Below are 16,456 nucleotides of genomic sequence, written 5' to 3' on the forward strand. Positions count from 1 at the left end.
ATCAGGTCAACGGGCCCGTAACGGCCGCCGTTACGGGAAGCATCTCCATGATCCGCTCGACCAGGAGCGCCGGATCATGCGCCCGGGCGACCACCGCACGGGCCCGGCGGCTCTGCTCGGCGAAGAGCGCGGGGTCGGCCCGGTACCGCGCGATCAGCGGCGCGACCTCGGATCGGCCGCAGTACACGGCGGCGTCCCCGTAGAGCGCGGCGTAACGCTCGGGCATCACCACGACGCAACCCATCGCGGCCGCCTCCAGCGCCGGCCGCGAGTACCACTCGGCGCTCTCCGGCGGCGGGAAGTGCAGATAGAAGTCGAGCTGGTGGAGGAAGGCGCGGGAGCCGAGGTCACCCGCCTCGTACCCGAGCCAGGTGCGGCGCAGCGGCGCCTCGATCGAGCCGCGGGGGCGGTCGGGCAGGCGTACCCGCACGTCGGCGTCGGGCAGGCGGCGGCAGACCGACAGGGACTCGCCGAGGTCGGGCGGCCAGTTGGCGGCGTCGCAGAGGTCGGTGCCGGCCAGCGCGGGTCCGGCGGCGGCGCCGGCTCGCTCCGCGACCCAACCGCCCGGTGCGAGCGCGGTGGGAAAGTCACGGTCTTCACGCGTACGGACGAAAGCCCGCACCCCCGCATCCTGCGGCACCCAGAGCGGCTCCGTCCCGAACAGGCCTCGCGCCACCTCGGTGCAGGTCTCCTGCTCGTACCGCCAATCGGTCCCGTCGCCACGGCGGGGCGCCCGGTCGGCGACCACCACCAACCGGCCCGCCGTGACCTCGCACGGCAGGCCGGCCGCGAACTGCAGCACCGCGGCCTGCCGCACCAGCACCAGCCCGGCCTCGACCGCGTCCTGCAGCCCGGCCCGATCCACCACCCCGTCGTTGACCATGTCCTGCACCGGCGCGCAGAGCGGCTGCCGCTTGAGATACACCCCGCGATACGACTCCAGTTGCAGCACCGCCACCCGCAGCCCGGCCGCGACCAGCGCCTTGAGCTCGTCGATCGCGGTACGCTGCGCGCTTTCCAGGAACCGCCAGTCGGAGACCACCACGACGTCGTACGTCTTCGGCGAGACCTCGCCCAGCAGGTGTCCCGGCGCCGGGAACGGCCGCGCCGACCCGTCCGCGGGCCGCACGGGCGACGCCGTCCCCTCCGCGATCCGCTGGTGCCACCGCAGGTACGCCGAGCTGTACGCCACCCGCGCCGGGTGCATCCAGTTCGGCTTGATCTCCGACCGGGACAGCGAGTTCGCGCTCAGCCGGATCAGCGCGAGCGGTGGCGAATCGAGGTGCCGCACCCGCCGCGCCCCGAACGCGGCCTGGATCCGGCCGATGTACTCGCTGTCGGCGGCCTTGCGCACCCGGTCGAACCAGCCGACCTTGCCGAGCACCGCGTTGCGGCGGAACACCAGCGACGACGGGTTGAACCGGCCGCTGCGCACCCCCGGACGGCTGAGCATGAGCTGGTCGGTGACGGCCAGCCCGTCCGAGGTGGTGGCGACCACCCGCCGGTCCTCGAGCATCGGCCGCACCTGCAGCTCGAGCCGGCGCGGGTGCGACCAGTCATCGGAGTCCTGGAACGCCGCGAACTCGCCGCCGGCCGCGTCCAGCCCGGCGTTGCGGGCCGCGTACGTGCCGGCGTTGGCCGCGAGCTTGACCAGGCGGATCCGGTCGCCCAGCGCGGTCGCGGCCCGCAGCACCTCGTCGTACTCCGGCGGCGACGCGTCGTCGACGATGACGATCTCCACGTTCGCCCAGCTCTGCGCCAGGATCGACCGCACCGCCGTGATCAGCCCCCGGTCCGGGCGGAACGAGGTCACCACCACCGACACCCGATGCGCGGCCTCGACGCGCTCCACCGCCGGTACGGCCAGCCGGTCGAACGGCACGCCCTCGCCGTCGCCCACGGTCGGCCCCGGCGACGGCAGCATCGACTGGAACGCCTGCAGCCAGGGCCCCGGGTCCGCCTCTGCCACGAACGGGTTGATCAAGTCGGTGCGGAGGCAGGCGAGCGCCGGATCCTTGATCTTGCGGTACCCGCACAGCAGCTCGCGGGCGCGCGCCGGCCCCTCGTCGGCGAGCGCGAGCTGCACGTGCAGGGCCTGGTTGGCCGGGTTCAACGCCCGGCCACCGGCCGCCCGGCGGATCAGCTCGTAGACGGCGAGCGCGTCGGCCCGGTCGGCGGGCAGCAGCTCCTGCTGGGCGAGCGTCTGCGCCACCGCGGCCAGCAGCGGCAGATTCACCCGCCGGCGGATCCGGCGCAGCCACCGGCGGTCGCCGGCCCGCGCCGCCGCGAGCAGCTCGTCGAGCGTCCCGGCGTCGCCGAGAGCGGCCCGTGCCTGCAACTGCCGGGCAGTGAGCGAGCGGTTGCGGGTGACGGTGGCGGTCAGCGCCAGCCGCAGCCGCGAGCCGATCGCCCTGATGTGATCATCGAGCAGGCCGGATGGGTGAGGCTGCATGCCCCGACCAACGCGGTGGGCGCTCTTTGGTTACACGGCGGCGAGCACCGCGGCGCCGACCCGGTCCCGTTCCGCCTGCTCGGCCCACGACCCGACCAGATAGAAGGCATCCACCACGTCACCGCCGAGAGTGGAGATCCGGGCCGCGCGCATCTCGGCGCCGGCCTCGTCGAGCGCCGTCGCCACCCGGTAGAGCAGGCCCGGCGAGTCGGCCGCGCGCAGCTCCAGCACGGCCGCGTCGGTCGCCGCGTCGCGCTGCCAGACCACCCGCGGCGATGCCGTGCCGCCGCGGGCGCTCATCGCCCGGGCCCGCACCCGCTGAGTGACCGACACGTCCCCGGCCGCAACCCGGCGCAGGTCGGCGGCGAGCGCCACCGGGTCGTACGGCGAGCCGTAGCGCGGCTGCGTGAAGAACTCGACGATCGCCCGGCCGTCGACCGTGGACGCGTTCGCGCCGACCACGTCGAGCCGGTGCATGGCCAGGCAGGCGGCCACCGCGCCGAGCAGCCCGCGCCGGTCGGCGGCGGCCACCGCGACCCGGTCGTCGTCCAGGTGCACGGCCGGCAGGTCGCCCTCGAGCAGCTCGGGGTCGGGCGTCGGCGGCTCGGGCAGCTCGCCGGTGTCCAGCGCGGTGTGCACCCGGCTGACCAGCTCGGCCATCAGCCGGCCCTTCCAGTCCGACCAGGCGGCCGGGCCGGTGGCGTGCGAGTCGGCGCGGGCCAGCGCGTGCAACAGGTCGAGCGTCGCGGTGTCGCCGACCTGCGCGGCCACGGTCGAGATGGTCACCGGGTCGCTCAGGTCGCGCCGGGTGGCCACGTCGGGCAGCAGCAGGTGCAACAGCACCAGCTTCTCGATGGTGGCGACGTCGGCCGGGGGCAGTCCGATCCGGGCGGCGATCTCGCCGGCGATCGGGGCGCCCACGACGCTGTGGTCGCCCGGCAGCCCCTTGCCCACGTCGTGCAGGAACGAGCCGATCAGCAGCAGGTCGGGGCGTTCCACCTCACGGGTGTAGGCGGTCGCCTCGTAGGCGGCCTGCACCAGGTGCCGGTCGAGGGTGAAGCGATGGATCGGGTGGTGCTGCGGGAGGCTGCGCATCCGGGCCCACTCGGGCAGCCAGGCGTCGATCAGGCCGTACCGGTCGCAGGTCTCCCAGGCCGGCAGCAGGCCGGGGCCGGAGCCGAGCAGCGAGACCAGGGCGGCGCGGGCGGCCGGCGGCCACGGGTTGGGCAGCGGCGGGCTGAACGCGGCGAGCCACTCGCTGGTGGCGCGGGCGATCGGCAGCCGTACGGTGGCGGCCGCGGCCGCCACGCGCAGCGAGAGGCTGGGGTCGGGAACCGGGCCGATGGCGGTGCGCGCGAGCACGAGCTCGCCGTCCTGCTCGACCACGTCCCGGGCGACCGGGCGGCGGGTCGGCGACCCGGGGCCGCCCCGGCGGCGGCCGGCCGTCACCCGGTCGACAGCCCGCCAGGCGTCGTCGACCGCGTGCGCGACCGTGCGCGCGTCGCCGGCCACCCGGCGCAGCAGCGCGTCCCCGTCGTCGATCTCGAGCAGCTCGGCGACCGCGGCGCGCTCCTGGGCGACCAGCCGGTCGACCCGGCGGCCGACGGCGAGGTGCAGGGCGTCGCGGGTGTCCAGCAGCCGCAGGTTGGCGGCGCGCACCGCGGGGCGCATGGTGTCGGCGACGCCGGCCCGGCCGATGCCGCGCAGGATGGTGACGTCGCGCAGCCCGCCGGCCGCCTCCTTGAGGTCGCCCTCGAGCAGGAAGGCGAGCTCGCCATGGCTGGCCCAGCGGGCGGTGGTGAGTTCCTTGAGCTGCGGCATCAGGCGTACGGCGGTGCGCCGCCACTGGTCGCTCGCGGCCGCGATCAGCTCCCCGGAGAGGGCGGCGTCGCCGGCCACGTGCCGGGCGTCGAGCAGGCCGAGGGCGACCTTGACGTCGTCGTGCGCGACCGACAGCGCCTCCGGCAGCGTGCGCACGGAGTGGTCGAGGCCGAGCCGGGCGTCCCAGATCGGGTACCAGAGGCCGGAGGCGATCCGGTCGATCCCGGCGGTGCCGTTGTGCAGCAGCACCAGGTCGAGGTCGCTGTAGGGGGCGCAGTCGCGCCGGCCGAGCCCGCCCACCGCCACCAGGCTGACGCCGGGCAGGTGGCCCGGGAAGATCGTGGTCAGCCACGCATCGAGCGCCGCGGCCCGGTCAGCCCGGGCGGCGGCGCCGATGTGGTCTTTCAGCTTGTCCAGCGAGCCGCCGGACGGCACGACAGGTGGCGCCGGCGGCTCGCTTGGAGTGTTGATCATTTAAATCAGAGCGCGTCGAGACCGCGCTCGCCGGTACGGACCCGGACGACCTCCTCCACGGCGGTCACCCAGACCTTCCCGTCACCGATCTTGCCGGTCCGCGCCGAGGTGACGACGGCGTCAACGATCTTCTCGACGTCGATCTCGTCGGTGACCACCTCGACCTTGATCTTGGGCAGGAACTCCACCGTGTACTCGGCGCCCCGGTACACCTCGGTGTGACCCTTCTGCCGTCCGTACCCCTGCACCTCGCTCACGGTCAGCCCGGTCACGCCAAGAGCGTGCAGGGCTTCCTTCACCGCGTCGAGCTGGTACGGCTTGATGACCGCGGTCACCAGCTTCATGCTCAGTCCCTCTCTCGGAGCAGTCATGGGGGTATTTAACCGGCGACCTTTTCATCGGTCTTGCTATCGGCTCCGCCGGCGGGCGAGATGCCGGCCATCGCGAAGGCGCCGCCGCCACCGGAACCCCCGGCGGGAGTGAGTTCGTAGCCGGACTCGCCGTGGTCGGCGATGTCGATGCCGCCGACCTCGGCGTCCTCGCTGACCCGCAGGCCCTTGAAGGCCTTGATGATCAGAGCGATGACCGCCGCGATCACGAACGAGTAGACCGCGACCGAGAGGCTGCCCAGGAACTGCCGGCCCAGCTGCGTGGCGCCGCCGCCGTAGAAGAGGCCCTCGCTGGCGCCCAGGCCGGGGTCGCCGTCGATGGCGGCGTTGACCTGGTTGGTGGCGAAGAAGCCGATGGCGAGGGAGCCGATCCATCCACCGACGAAGTGGACGCCGACCACGTCGAGCGAGTCGTCGTAGCCGAGCCGGTACTTCAGGCCGACAGCCAGCGCGCAGACCGCGCCGGCGACCAGGCCCAGGATGATGGCCGGGACCGGGGCGATGAAGCCACAGGCCGGGGTGATCGCGACCAGACCGGCGACCGCGCCGGAGGACGCGCCGACCAGCGTCGGCTTGCCGTCGCGGAGCCACTCGACGACGACCCAGCCGACGAGCGCCGCGGCCGTGGCGACCTGGGTGTTGATGAACGCGAAGACGGTCGTGCCGTCGACGGTGAGCTCGGAGCCGGCGTTGAAGCCGAACCAGCCGAACCACAGCAGGCCGGCGCCGAGGGCCACGAACGGGACGTTGTGCGGGCGCATGTTCTCCCGCGGCCAGCCCACCCGTTTGCCCAGCACGAGTGCCAGAGCCAGGGCTGCCGAACCAGCGTTGATGTGCACCGCCGTGCCGCCGGCGAAGTCAAGAGCGTGGATCTTGCCACCGATGAAACCGCCGCCCCAGACCCAGTGAGCGACCGGGATGTAGACGAGGGTGAACCAGGCGATCGCGAAGACGACCCAGCCGCCGAACTTCATCCGGTCCGACACCGAACCGCTGATCAGTGCGACCGTGATGATCGCGAACATCATCTGGAAGACCATCACCACGTACGTCGGGATGCCGGTCTTGCCACCGAGGAACAGCCACTCCTCGGAGATCGTGCCGGTGCCGGTGCCGAAGTACTGCGAGAAGCTGCCGATGATGTTGTTGAGGCCGCTGCTGCTGTTCGTACCGAACGCGAGGGTGAAGCCGTAGACGGTCCACAGGATGGAGACGAGCCCGATACACGAGAAGCTCATCATCATCATGTTCAGAACGCCCTTGGACCGGTTGAGGCCACCGTAGAACAGCGCCAGACCCGGGGTCATGAGCAAAACGAGCGCAGACGACAGGAGCAACCAGGCGGTATTGCCGGTGTTGATCTCCACGCTGCCTCCTCTCGGAATTTTAGGTGTCCTCCCACACGACCCACGGGGCAGCGTCGCCAGTCGGCCGGTTCGGGCAGAAGACTTCCGGTCCGCTGTTTCGCGCACGGTCTACGCGCGATTTCCGGCGCGTGACGGCTTGTTTCGTACGTGTGAAGAAACTCTCACAGCCCGCTCGCCGAAACACCCTGAACTGGGGCAATAGACACGAGAGTGAAACCGCAAGCGGCGTGAAAGATTGTCAACGCCCGATCAACGAAGCGCGTATTCAAGGGTGTGGCGCTCGTAATCGAGCAGCCGCAGATCACGCATCGGTCGCCGGAGATGCCCCTTGTGCACGATACGGACGAAGGCCGGGTCGCCGGCCGCCGCCATCCGCCGGATTCCCTCGACGTGGTCGACGATCCGCTTGCGGATCGTGCGGACCAGCCGGTGCCGGTCGCGCGGGATCAATCCGTACGCGTCCGCGAACAGCCGCAGGCGGCGCGGCCGGTTCGGCCGCTTCCAGCCCAGGGTGTACGAGTCGCGGTCGCTGAACAGCGGCACCCAGGTCCACGCCGCGTACGCCACGTCGTAGATGCGCGCCCCCGGCGAGGCCAGGTCGAAGTCGATCAGGGCGAGCGTGCCGTCCGGCCGCCAGACCACGTTGTGCGGGGCGGCGTCGTGGTGGCAGATCACCTCGGTGTCGGGCGGGGGCGGCCCGAACGAGCGCCACACCGCGCCCGGGGGCGGAACGAAGCCGTACTGCGCGTCGTGGAACATGCGCAGCATGGTCGCGACGGTGACCAGCGCTTCCTCGGTCACCCAGTGCGGGGCCAGCGGGTACTCGCCGCACTCGCCGTCGAGGTACGACAGCACCTCGCGGCCCTTCTCGTCGACGCCCAGCGCGTGCGGCGAGCCGGTGAAGCCCACCCGCTCGAGGTGGTTGAGCAGCGCGTGCACGGCCGGCGTCCACGGGCCGGTGTTGCGCCGGACGGTGTCGCCGACCCGCGAGACCGTGCTGACGTTGCCGCCGTGCAGCGGAATCTCCCGCACCGGCTCCTGCGCCACCCACGGCCTCCCAGCTTCCAGCATGTTGAACTCCGAGACTAGCCGTCGGAGCCAAGCAACGCCTCGACGAACGCGGCGGGCTCGAACGGCGCCAGGTCGTCCGGACCCTCGCCGAGACCCACCAGCTTGACGGGAATCCCCAGCTTGCGCTGCACGGCGATGACGATGCCGCCCTTCGCGGTGCCGTCGAGCTTGGTGAGCACCACACCGGTAACGTCCACCACTTCGGTGAACACGCGCGCCTGCTCGAGTCCGTTCTGTCCGGTCGTGGCGTCGAGGATCAGCAGGGTCTCGTCGACCGGGCCGTGCTTCTCGACCACCCGCTTGACCTTGCCGAGCTCGTCCATGAGGCCGACCTTGTTCTGCAGCCGGCCGGCCGTGTCGATCAGCACCGTGTCCACGCCGGTGTCGATGCCCCGCTTGACCGCGTCGAACGCCACGCTCGCCGGGTCGCCGCCCTCGGGGCCGCGCACCGTCTCGGCGCCCACCCGCTCGCCCCAGGTCTGGAGCTGGTCGGCCGCCGCGGCGCGGAACGTGTCGGCCGCGCCGAACAGCACGGTCCGCCCGTCGGCGATCAGCACCCGGCCGATCTTTCCGCAGGTCGTGGTCTTGCCGGCGCCGTTGACGCCGACCACCAGCAGCACGGCCGGCCGGCCGTCGTGCGGCGCCGTCCGGAGGCTGCGGTCGAGGCCGGGCTCGAGCGCCTCGGTCAGCTCCTCGGTCAGCTGCTGACGCACCTCGGCCACCGTGCGCGTGCCGAGCACCCGCACCCGCTCGCGCAGCCGCTCGACGATCACCTGGGTGGCCTCGACGCCGACGTCGGCCGAGATCAGGCTGTCCTCGATCTCCTCCCAGGCGTCCTCGTCGAGGTGATCGCGGGAGAGCACGCTGAGCAGGCCGCGGCCGAGCACGCTCTGCGAGCGGGCCAGCCGCGCGCGCAGCCGCACGAGCCGGCCGGCGGTCGGCTCCGGCTTCTCGATCTCCTTGACCGGCTCCTCGACCACCACCGGGGCGGGCGGCCCGGCCACCAGCGGCGGCAGCTCCTCGTCCACCTCCGCCGGGACGATCAGCTCCGGCGCCCCTTCTTCGGCCGGGGGCCGCTCGATCGTGGTCGTGGGGGCGCCACCCGCCGGCGGCAGCTCCCGGCGGCGCAGGCGCGGCACCACCAGGCCGACGACGCCGGCCACCAGGACGACGAGCAGGATGACTGCGGCGACCACGTATTCCATGGCTCAAATCCTGACAGACGAGCCGTCCGCGCGTGGCGTGGGCCGTCCAGTGGCGAGATCCGGCACATCTGGCGGAGGATGAGGGCCCCCGAATCGGAAGGCCCGCCCACTGATGGCACCACATCTGCTCATCGGCCCGCTCCTGCGGCGCATCGTCGGCACGCGAGCCACGATCTGGGTGGAGACCACGGCGCCGGCGACCGTGCGGGTCGAGGTCGAGGGGGGTGGCGCCGGCTCGGCGACCACCTTTTCCGCGTACGGGCATCATTACGCGCTCGTGATCGTCGAGCGGCTGACACCGGACACCGCCGCCGCCTACCGCGTCTTCCTCGACGACCGTCAGGTGTGGCCCGCGGCCGGCACGCCGTACCCGCCATCGGTGATCCGCACGCGCGGCGAGGGAGAGGACGACGGCCCGGTCCGATTGATCTTCGGGTCGTGTCGCGAAGCGACGCCCCACTCGACGGCCCGTCACCTGCCGCCCGACGCCCTCGACGCCTACGCCCGCCGGATGATGGCCGGCTCGACCGGCCCCGACCTGATCGTCCTGCTCGGCGACCAGGTGTACGCCGACAACACCTCCACGAAGGTCAAGCGCTTCCTGCGCCGCCGCCGCGCCGCCGGCCACCAGGGCCCGGTCGACCAGGTGGTGACCTTCGACGAGTACACGAAGCTGTACCTGGAGTCGTGGCGCGACCCCGAGATCCGCTGGCTGCTCTCCACCGTGCCCAGCGTGATGATCTTCGACGACCACGAGCTGATCGACGACTGGAACACGTCGCATTCCTGGCGCGAGGACATGGCCGCCCAGCCCTGGTGGGTCGAGCGGATCACGGGCGGCCTGGCCTCCTACTGGGTCTACCAGCACCTGGGCAACCTGTCGCCCGACGAGCTCGAGTCCGACCCGCTCTACCCCAAGGTGACCGCCGCCGAGGACGCCACGGTCATGCTGCACGACTTCGGCCGCACGGTCGACACCGCCGACGTGGACCGTTACCGGTGGAGCTTCGCCCTCGATCTCGGCCGCACCCGCCTCGTGATGCTCGACAACCGCTGCAACCGGGTCCTTGCCCCCGGCGCCCGCGAGATGCTGCCCGCCCAGGAATGGCAATGGTTCGTCGACCAGGCGCACGGCGACTACGACCACCTGGTGGTGGGCTCGTCGCTGCCGTGGCTGTTGCCGCCCGCCATCCACCACCTCGAGGCGTGGAACGAGCGGCGCGCCGACTCGCCGTCGCCCCGAGTTGCGGCCCGGGCCGAGAAGATCCGGCGCGCGTTCGACCTCGAGCACTGGGCCGCGTTCGGCCGCTCCTTCGGCGCGCTGGGCGAGCTGTTCCGGCACCTCGCCTCGGGTGACCCGGACGCGCCCGGCAACCGGGTCGGCGCCGGTGGCGCCTATCGTCCGCCCGCCACGATCAGCGTGCTCTCCGGCGACGTCCATCACTCGTACGTCGCGCAGGCCTCGCTCGGCACGGCGACGCCGGTCATGCAGCTGACCTGCTCGCCGGTGCACAACCAGGTGCCGGCCTTCATGCGCCCGCTGATGCGCTTCGCCTGGTCCCGCGTGGCCGCTCGCGGAGTCGGGGCCGTGGCCCGGTCGGCCGGGGTGGCCCGCCCCGCGTGGCGCTGGAAGCGCCTGGCCGGCCCCTACTTCGGCAACGCCGTGAGCACCCTGCTGCTCACCGGCCCCACCGCCACGGCGACCGTGGAGGGCACCAGCAAGGACGGCCACCTTTTCTCGGTGGCCGAGGTGAGCTATCCCGGGCAGGATGACCACCGATGACTACCTGGACAGCACCTTCACCCGTACGCGACGACGAGCCCTTCACCGGCCCCGAGCGGCCGATGCTGCAGGGCTGGCTCGACTGGCACCGCCAGACCCTGCTGACCAAGTGCGAGGGCTTGACCGCCGCGCAGCTCAAGACGGCCAGCACCGAGCCTTCCAACCTCACGCTTCTCGGCCTGGTCCGCCACATGACCGAGGTCGAGCGCATCTGGTTCCGCGTCCGCGCGGCCGGCGAGACCCTTCCGGACGACCTCTACAACTCGAAGGACAACATCGACGGCGACTTCGACGACGTGGCCGACGCCGACGCCGAGACCAACCTGGCGGCCTTCGTGGCCGAGCTGCCGCTCGCCGACAAGGCGGTGGCCGACCTCCCGCTCGAGCACGAGTTCACCACGAGCCGAGGCAACACGTTGAGCCTCCGCTGGGTCTACATCCACATGATCGAGGAATACGCCCGCCACAACGGCCACGCCGACCTGATCCGAGAGCGCATAGACGGCGCCACCGGCGACTGACCCGAGCGATCAGAGCCCGCGCCGTTGAGTGGCCGACCCACCATCCCGGGCCCACGGCGTCACGGCTGGGACGCCCCTGGATGCCGATACCTCGGCTACCCCGGGAGGTCGAGGGCCTTCCGGAGGTACGCGACGTGATGCGCGCCCGTCCAGCGGTAGGCGGACAGGCCCGCCGCGCGGGCGCCGCGGACGACGCGGTCGTCGTCGTCCACGAAGAGGACGCGCTCGGGTTTCGTCTCGATCAGGCGGCAGGCCTCGGTGAAGAACTCCGGCGCCGGCTTGTGGATTTTCAGCTCCCACGAGCTGATCACCACGTCGACCTCGCCGGTCAGGCCGAGGGCGTCCAGGTCGGGGCGCAGCCGGTCGGTGGCGTTGGTGGCCAGCCCGACCTTGCGGCCGCCGGCCCGGGCCTCGCGGACGAGCGCCAGCGCGTCGGGGTCGGCCTCGCCGCGGTACGACTGCCAGCGCGCGACGGCCTCGGCCGCCTTCTCCGGCTCGATGGGCAGGCGGGAAGCGACCAGGCTCATCCACTCGGCGTCGGTGATCTCGCCGGCCACGGCGGGGCGGTAGATGTCCCACGACATCGCCGTCTCCAGCAGGGCGGCCGGCTTGAGGCCGTACTCGACCTCGACGGCGATCATCGGGGCCGGGTCCCAGCGGCGTAGCACGCCGTCCAGGTCGATGAGCAGGGCCTGGGCGCGCTCGCGCGACATGCCGGTCAGTCCTCCGATTCCTTCGACAGCCGCTGGCTGATCACCTGGGTGACACCGGCGCGCATGGTGACGCCGTAGAGGGCATCGGCGACCTCCATGGTGCGCTTCTGGTGCGTGATGATCAACAGCTGGCTGTGCTCCCGCAGCTGCGCGAAGAGCGTAATCAACCGGCCCAAGTTGACGTCGTCGAGGGCCGCCTCGACCTCGTCCATGATGTAGAAGGGCGAGGGGCGGGCCCGGAAGATCGCGCAGAGCATGGCCACCGCGGTCAGCGAGCGCTCGCCGCCGGAGAGCAGCGACAGCCGCTTGATCTTCTTGCCCGGCGGGCGGGCCTCGACCTCGACGCCGGTGGACAGCATGTCTTCCGGGTCGGTGAGCACGAGCCGGCCCTCACCGCCCGGGAACAGCACCTGGAACACGACCTGGAACTCGCGGGCCGTGTCTTCGAACGCCGACGTGAACACCTCGAGGATGCGGTCGTCGACGTCCTTGACCACGGTGAGCAGGTCTTTCCGCGTGGCCTTGAGGTCTTCGAGCTGGTCGGAGAGGAACTTGAACCGCTCTTCGAGGGCCGCGAACTCCTCCAGCGCCAGCGGGTTGACCTTTCCGAGCAACTGGAGGTCGCGCTCGGCCTTGTTGGCCCGCTTCTCCTGGGTGGGCCGGTGAAAAGGCGCCGGCTCGGGTACGGGTTTGCCGTCCTTCTCGGCCTGCGCGGTCTCGGCGGCGCTCGTCGGCACCAGTTGGTCGGGCCCGTACTCGCTGATCAGCGTGTCGACGTCGAGCGAGAAGTCCTCGGCGGCCTTGGCCTCGAGCTGCTCGATGCGCATGCGCTGCTCGGCGCGGGCCATCTCGTCGCGGTGCACCTCGTTGGTGAGCCGCTCCAGCTCGGACACCAGGCGCTTGGCGCTCGCGCGTACCTCCTGCAGCTCGGCCTCGCGGGCGGTGCGCGCCTGCGCCAGCTCGTCGCGGGCCTCGACGGCCTCGGCGAGCGACACCTCGACCCGGACCATGGCGGTGGCCGCGCCGAGCGCGACCGCCTTGGCGATCTCGGCGCCGCGGGCCCGCGCGGCCCGGCGGGCGGCCGCCCGCTCGCGGGCCTGCCGCTCGGCGTTGGCCTGGCGCATCAGGGAATCGGCCCGGCCCGCGATGGACGAGACTCTCTCCTCCGCCGTACGCACGGCGAGGCGTACTTCCATCTCGTTCTGCCGGGACTGCGGGACGAGCGCGGCGAGCTGGTCGCGTTCCTCGGTGGACGGTTCCTCGTCGATCGGGGTGGACTCGGCGAGGGAGAGCCGCTCCTCGAGCTCGGCGAGGCGCATCAGGTCGGTCTCGCGGGCCGACTCGGCCTTCTGCCGCGCCGCGCCGAGGCGCTCGCTCTCGGCCTTGGCCGAGCGGGCGGCCGCGCCGAGCTCGGCGAGCCGGCGGGCGGCGGCGTTGCGCTCGCCCTCGGCCGCGCGCTTGGCGGCGGCCGCGACGTTCACGGTCTCCTTGCGCTCGGCGACCTCGGCGCGGGCGTCGACCAGCTGCGCTTTGACCTCGCGGATCGTCGCCTCGGCGGTGGCCCGGGTGGCCTTCGCCTCGTCGACCGCGGCCTGCACCTCGATGTAGCTGGTGGCCTTGCCGGAGCCGCCCGCGGCCGCGAACGCGCCGAGCACGTCGCCGTCGGGGGTGACCGCGCGCAGCTCGGCGTTCTGCGCGACGAGCCGGGCGGCGGCGCCGAGATCGGGCACCAGCACCACGTCTCGCAGCACGCGGTTGAGCGCCGGGCGGATGTGCTCGGGGCAGTCGATCACCTCGGGCGCCCAGACGGCGCCGTCGGGCAGCTGCGGGCGCAGCGACTCGAGCGGGCCGCGCATGCCGGGGGCCGCGGGCGAGGCCACGACGAGCGCGGCGCGGCCGGCGTCGGCGATCTTCAGCGTGCGCATCGCCTCGATCGCCTCGTCCACGCCGGAGAGCGCCACCGCGTCGGCGAGCGTGCCCAGCGCGGCCGCGACCGCCGTTTCGTACCCGTTGCGGACGGTGAGCATCGACGCGAGGCTGCCGAGCATGCCGGGCACCTCGCCGGCCTTCGCGAGCAGCGCGCCGGCGCCGTCCTTGCGCTGCAGGCCGAGCGCGAGCGCCTCCTCGCGCGCCTTCCAGCTGGCCGCGTCCTTCTCGGCGGCACGCTCGGCGTCGCTCAGCTCGCGCGCCACGGCGTTGGCCCGGTCGAGCGCGTCCACGGCCTCGGCGTGCCGCTCGTCGAGCTCGACGTTGTCGCGGTCGGCCTCGGTGGACTCCGCGGCGACCGCGTCCACCTCGGCCTGAGCGGCCTCGGCGCGCATCAGGGCGTCGGTGTGGGCCGAGGCGAGGCGCTCGATCTCCTCGCCGGCTCCTTCCGTACGGGCGCGAGCCGCGTTCACGTTTCCGGTGAGCTTGGCCAGCCCTTCCCGCCGGTCGGCGATCGCCTTGGCGGCCGCCCGCAACGCGCCCTCGGCCGCGGCCAGCTGCCTTTCCAGCTCCTGCCGCCGCTCGACCGCCTCGGCGAGGCGCATCTGGTCGTCGGTGAGGGCCTCGCGCAGCTCCTCTTCCTGCTCGCGCACGCGCTCGGCCTCGGCGACCAACTGGTCGGGGTCGCGGCCGGGACGCTCGTCGTCAGGGGTGGCGGCGAGGTGGCGCAGCCGCTCGCTGGCGAGCTGCTCGGTCGAGCGGAAGCGCTCCTGCAACGCGGAAAGCTTGTACCAGGTGTCCTGCGCGGCCTGCAGCAGCGGCGCGTCCTCGGCGTGCGCGGCCTCGAGGTCGGCGAGCAGGCGCTGGATCTCGCGGTTCTCCTCCTCGACCTGCTCGCGGCGGTCCCGCATCGCCGACTCGTCGGCGATCTCTTTGTCCAAGGTGGTGCGCAGCGTGTGCAGGTCGTCGGCGAGCAGGCGGAGCCGGGCGTCGCGCAGGTCGGCCTGGATGCCGGCGGCGCGGCGGGCCACCTCGGCCTGCTTGCCGAGCGGCTTGAGCTGGCGGCGGAGCTCGGCGGTGAGGTCGGTCAGCCGGTTGAGGTTGACCTGCATGGCGTCCAGCTTGCGGATCGCCTTTTCTTTGCGCTTGCGGTGCTTGAGCACGCCCGCGGCCTCTTCGATGAAGGCGCGGCGGTCCTCGGGCTTGGCGTGCAGCATCGCGTCGAGCCGGCCCTGGCCGACGATGATGTGCATCTCGCGGCCGATGCCCGAGTCGCTCAGCAGTTCCTGGATGTCGAGCAGGCGGCAGGCGTTGCCGTTGATCTCGTACTCGCTGGCGCCGTCGCGGAACATGCGGCGGGTGATCGAGACCTCGGTGTACTCGATCGGGAGGGCGCCGTCGTTGTTGTCGATCGTGAGCGTCACCTCGGCGCGGCCCAGCGGCGCGCGGCCGGCGGTGCCGGCGAAGATGACGTCCTCCATCTTGCCGCCGCGCAGCGCCTTGGCGCCCTGCTCGCCGAGGACCCAGGCGATGGCGTCGACGACGTTGGACTTGCCCGAGCCGTTGGGGCCCACCACACAGGTGATGCCCGGCTCCAGGCGCAGCGTCGTGGCGGAGGCGAAGGACTTGAAGCCCTTGACCGTCAGGCTCTTGAGGTGCACGGATCTCCGAGGGTCGGCAACAGGGTGCTGGGGTGCAGGCTACCCGCAGCCCGGGCCCGCGGCCCGGCACGCCGCGCTCGGCACCGGGCGCCGCCCTGCAAATCGGACAAAAAGATGCGCGCCGCCACGGCGTGGAGGCGCGCTGTTGGGATTGCGTCTTGGGTGCTGAGGGGGACGGGCCACCGAGTGGGCGGCGGCCGCGGGAACTCAGGTCAGCGCCGGCTCGGTCAGCCGCAGGATGTCGTCCGCTTCCGCGGCGGCAGCCGCGAGACGATCATTCTCCGCCCGGAGGCGGGTGACCTCGAACTCCAGAGATTGCACCCTGGAACGCAGTCGGGTGACCTCGTCGAGCAGGCGCCGATCGGGCGCCGCACCTACGTGGCCGAAGAGGGCCTTCGCCATGGTGACTCCTTGAGAAGCACTGCTTCTTCTTGGGTGATGTTGAGACCGCGCGCTCTTTCACCGCGCGCCCAGCGTGCACCACACCTCCATGCACACGGGCACGCGTGGGCACAGAATCGTGCACCCTCGGAACGTGCTCTAAGGTGCAGATGGCTCAAACCTAGCCGGAGTAAAAACCGAAACCAGGCATGAGTGGGCGCGACTGGCGACCACTCCATAGTCCGCCGATACCCACGCTCCGTCAAGCGGTGCGCCCGCCGTCCAGGTGCCAGGCTCAGTGAATCTTGCCACCTTGACACTCTTTACCTGGCCTTACGTTTGGCTTAGCCAGTTTGCCGCCCGATGTGCCGATGCGTACGGTCAGTTCCGCCGCGGGCGGTCCCGGTGCGGGCCGGCGCGGATCGGCATCGCGGCGGCGCGCCGGCGATGATGGGTCGGCATCTCGATCATCGCACTTCCGGCCCGTCCGGCATTCAGCCTCTCTCCTCGCGGGGCGCGCCGGCAACGGGACAGGCCCGGACGAGGCGCGCGGCCGCGGTCGCCGGCCGGCGCCGGGTGCCGGTGGCGGGGCACCCGGCGCCACTCATCGAGTGATTTTCCGGCTTTTGCGGACAAATGTGGCGGCAAATCGGATAAAAGTCGCGTAAATCTGTCGCCTACCCGACAGGCTC

At 72.2% G+C, this 16,456-nt stretch carries 11 protein-coding genes; 2 read left to right on the plus strand and 9 right to left on the minus strand.

Annotated features, from left to right (window positions below):
* Position 1: 1 nt before the first annotated feature.
* From ACIA5D_RS01925 to ftsY, 6 genes are all read right to left on the minus strand, one after another.
* Positions 2-2,452 (minus strand): glycosyltransferase family 2 protein, encoded by a 2,451-nt coding sequence (locus tag ACIA5D_RS01925; protein ID WP_396027933.1) that lies wholly within the window; start codon positions 2,450-2,452, stop codon positions 2-4.
* Between the two features lie 30 nt (positions 2,453-2,482).
* Positions 2,483-4,747, minus strand: coding sequence for a [protein-PII] uridylyltransferase (locus tag ACIA5D_RS01930; RefSeq protein ID WP_396027934.1), 2,265 nt, complete (start codon positions 4,745-4,747; stop codon positions 2,483-2,485).
* Positions 4,748-4,752: 5 nt separating this feature from the next.
* A complete protein-coding gene (locus ACIA5D_RS01935; RefSeq protein ID WP_203724369.1) occupies positions 4,753-5,091 on the minus strand; it encodes a P-II family nitrogen regulator in 339 nt (112 codons plus the stop codon).
* A 35-nt stretch (positions 5,092-5,126) separates the two neighbouring features.
* Positions 5,127-6,503, minus strand: a complete 1,377-nt coding sequence (locus ACIA5D_RS01940; protein ID WP_396027935.1) for an ammonium transporter — start codon at positions 6,501-6,503, stop codon at positions 5,127-5,129.
* Between the two features lie 249 nt (positions 6,504-6,752).
* A complete protein-coding gene (locus ACIA5D_RS01945; protein WP_396027936.1) occupies positions 6,753-7,574 on the minus strand; it encodes a phosphotransferase in 822 nt (273 codons plus the stop codon).
* Between the two features lie 14 nt (positions 7,575-7,588).
* A complete protein-coding gene (gene ftsY / locus ACIA5D_RS01950; RefSeq protein WP_396027937.1) occupies positions 7,589-8,779 on the minus strand; it encodes a signal recognition particle-docking protein FtsY in 1,191 nt (396 codons plus the stop codon).
* A gap of 112 nt (positions 8,780-8,891) precedes the next feature.
* On the opposite strand from ftsY, the gene ACIA5D_RS01955 reads away from it, so the two are divergent.
* Positions 8,892-10,562: an alkaline phosphatase D family protein gene (locus ACIA5D_RS01955; RefSeq protein ID WP_396027938.1), complete on the plus strand. Its 1,671-nt coding sequence runs from the start codon at positions 8,892-8,894 to the stop codon at positions 10,560-10,562.
* Positions 10,559-11,083, plus strand: a complete 525-nt coding sequence (locus ACIA5D_RS01960; protein ID WP_396027939.1) for a DinB family protein — start codon at positions 10,559-10,561, stop codon at positions 11,081-11,083. The genes ACIA5D_RS01955 and ACIA5D_RS01960 overlap by 4 nt, the downstream gene beginning before the upstream one ends.
* A 95-nt stretch (positions 11,084-11,178) precedes the next feature.
* On the opposite strand, the gene ACIA5D_RS01965 is transcribed toward ACIA5D_RS01960, so the two are convergent.
* From ACIA5D_RS01965 to ACIA5D_RS01975, 3 genes are all read right to left on the minus strand, one after another.
* Entirely contained in the window at positions 11,179-11,796 is a 618-nt protein-coding gene (locus tag ACIA5D_RS01965) for an HAD family hydrolase (RefSeq protein WP_396027940.1), read from the minus strand.
* A 5-nt stretch (positions 11,797-11,801) separates the two neighbouring features.
* Complete coding sequence (gene smc, locus ACIA5D_RS01970; protein ID WP_396027941.1) at positions 11,802-15,383, minus strand: chromosome segregation protein SMC; 3,582 nt, start codon at positions 15,381-15,383, stop codon at positions 11,802-11,804.
* Between the two features lie 207 nt (positions 15,384-15,590).
* Entirely contained in the window at positions 15,591-15,785 is a 195-nt protein-coding gene (locus ACIA5D_RS01975; protein ID WP_263022695.1) for a hypothetical protein, read from the minus strand.
* Positions 15,786-16,456: the final 671 nt, after the last annotated feature.

The organism is Actinoplanes sp. NPDC051513, assembly GCF_044454685.1.
In the GTDB taxonomy this organism is placed as follows: domain Bacteria; phylum Actinomycetota; class Actinomycetes; order Mycobacteriales; family Micromonosporaceae; genus Actinoplanes.

What these genes read in the sequence shown, in the direction of transcription:
- ACIA5D_RS01925 (WP_396027933.1), bottom strand. Translation starts at nt 2,452, where the DNA reads ATGCAGCCTCACCCATCCGGCCTGCTCGATGATCACATCAGGGCGATC.
- ACIA5D_RS01930 (WP_396027934.1), bottom strand. Translation starts at nt 4,747, where the DNA reads ATGATCAACACTCCAAGCGAGCCGCCGGCGCCACCTGTCGTGCCGTCC.
- ACIA5D_RS01935 (WP_203724369.1), bottom strand. Translation starts at nt 5,091, where the DNA reads ATGAAGCTGGTGACCGCGGTCATCAAGCCGTACCAGCTCGACGCGGTG.
- ACIA5D_RS01945 (WP_396027936.1), bottom strand. Translation starts at nt 7,574, where the DNA reads ATGCTGGAAGCTGGGAGGCCGTGGGTGGCGCAGGAGCCGGTGCGGGAG.
- ftsY (WP_396027937.1), bottom strand. Translation starts at nt 8,779, where the DNA reads ATGGAATACGTGGTCGCCGCAGTCATCCTGCTCGTCGTCCTGGTGGCC.
- ACIA5D_RS01955 (WP_396027938.1), top strand. Translation starts at nt 8,892, where the DNA reads ATGGCACCACATCTGCTCATCGGCCCGCTCCTGCGGCGCATCGTCGGC.
- ACIA5D_RS01960 (WP_396027939.1), top strand. Translation starts at nt 10,559, where the DNA reads ATGACTACCTGGACAGCACCTTCACCCGTACGCGACGACGAGCCCTTC.
- ACIA5D_RS01965 (WP_396027940.1), bottom strand. Translation starts at nt 11,796, where the DNA reads ATGTCGCGCGAGCGCGCCCAGGCCCTGCTCATCGACCTGGACGGCGTG.
- ACIA5D_RS01975 (WP_263022695.1), bottom strand. Translation starts at nt 15,785, where the DNA reads ATGGCGAAGGCCCTCTTCGGCCACGTAGGTGCGGCGCCCGATCGGCGC.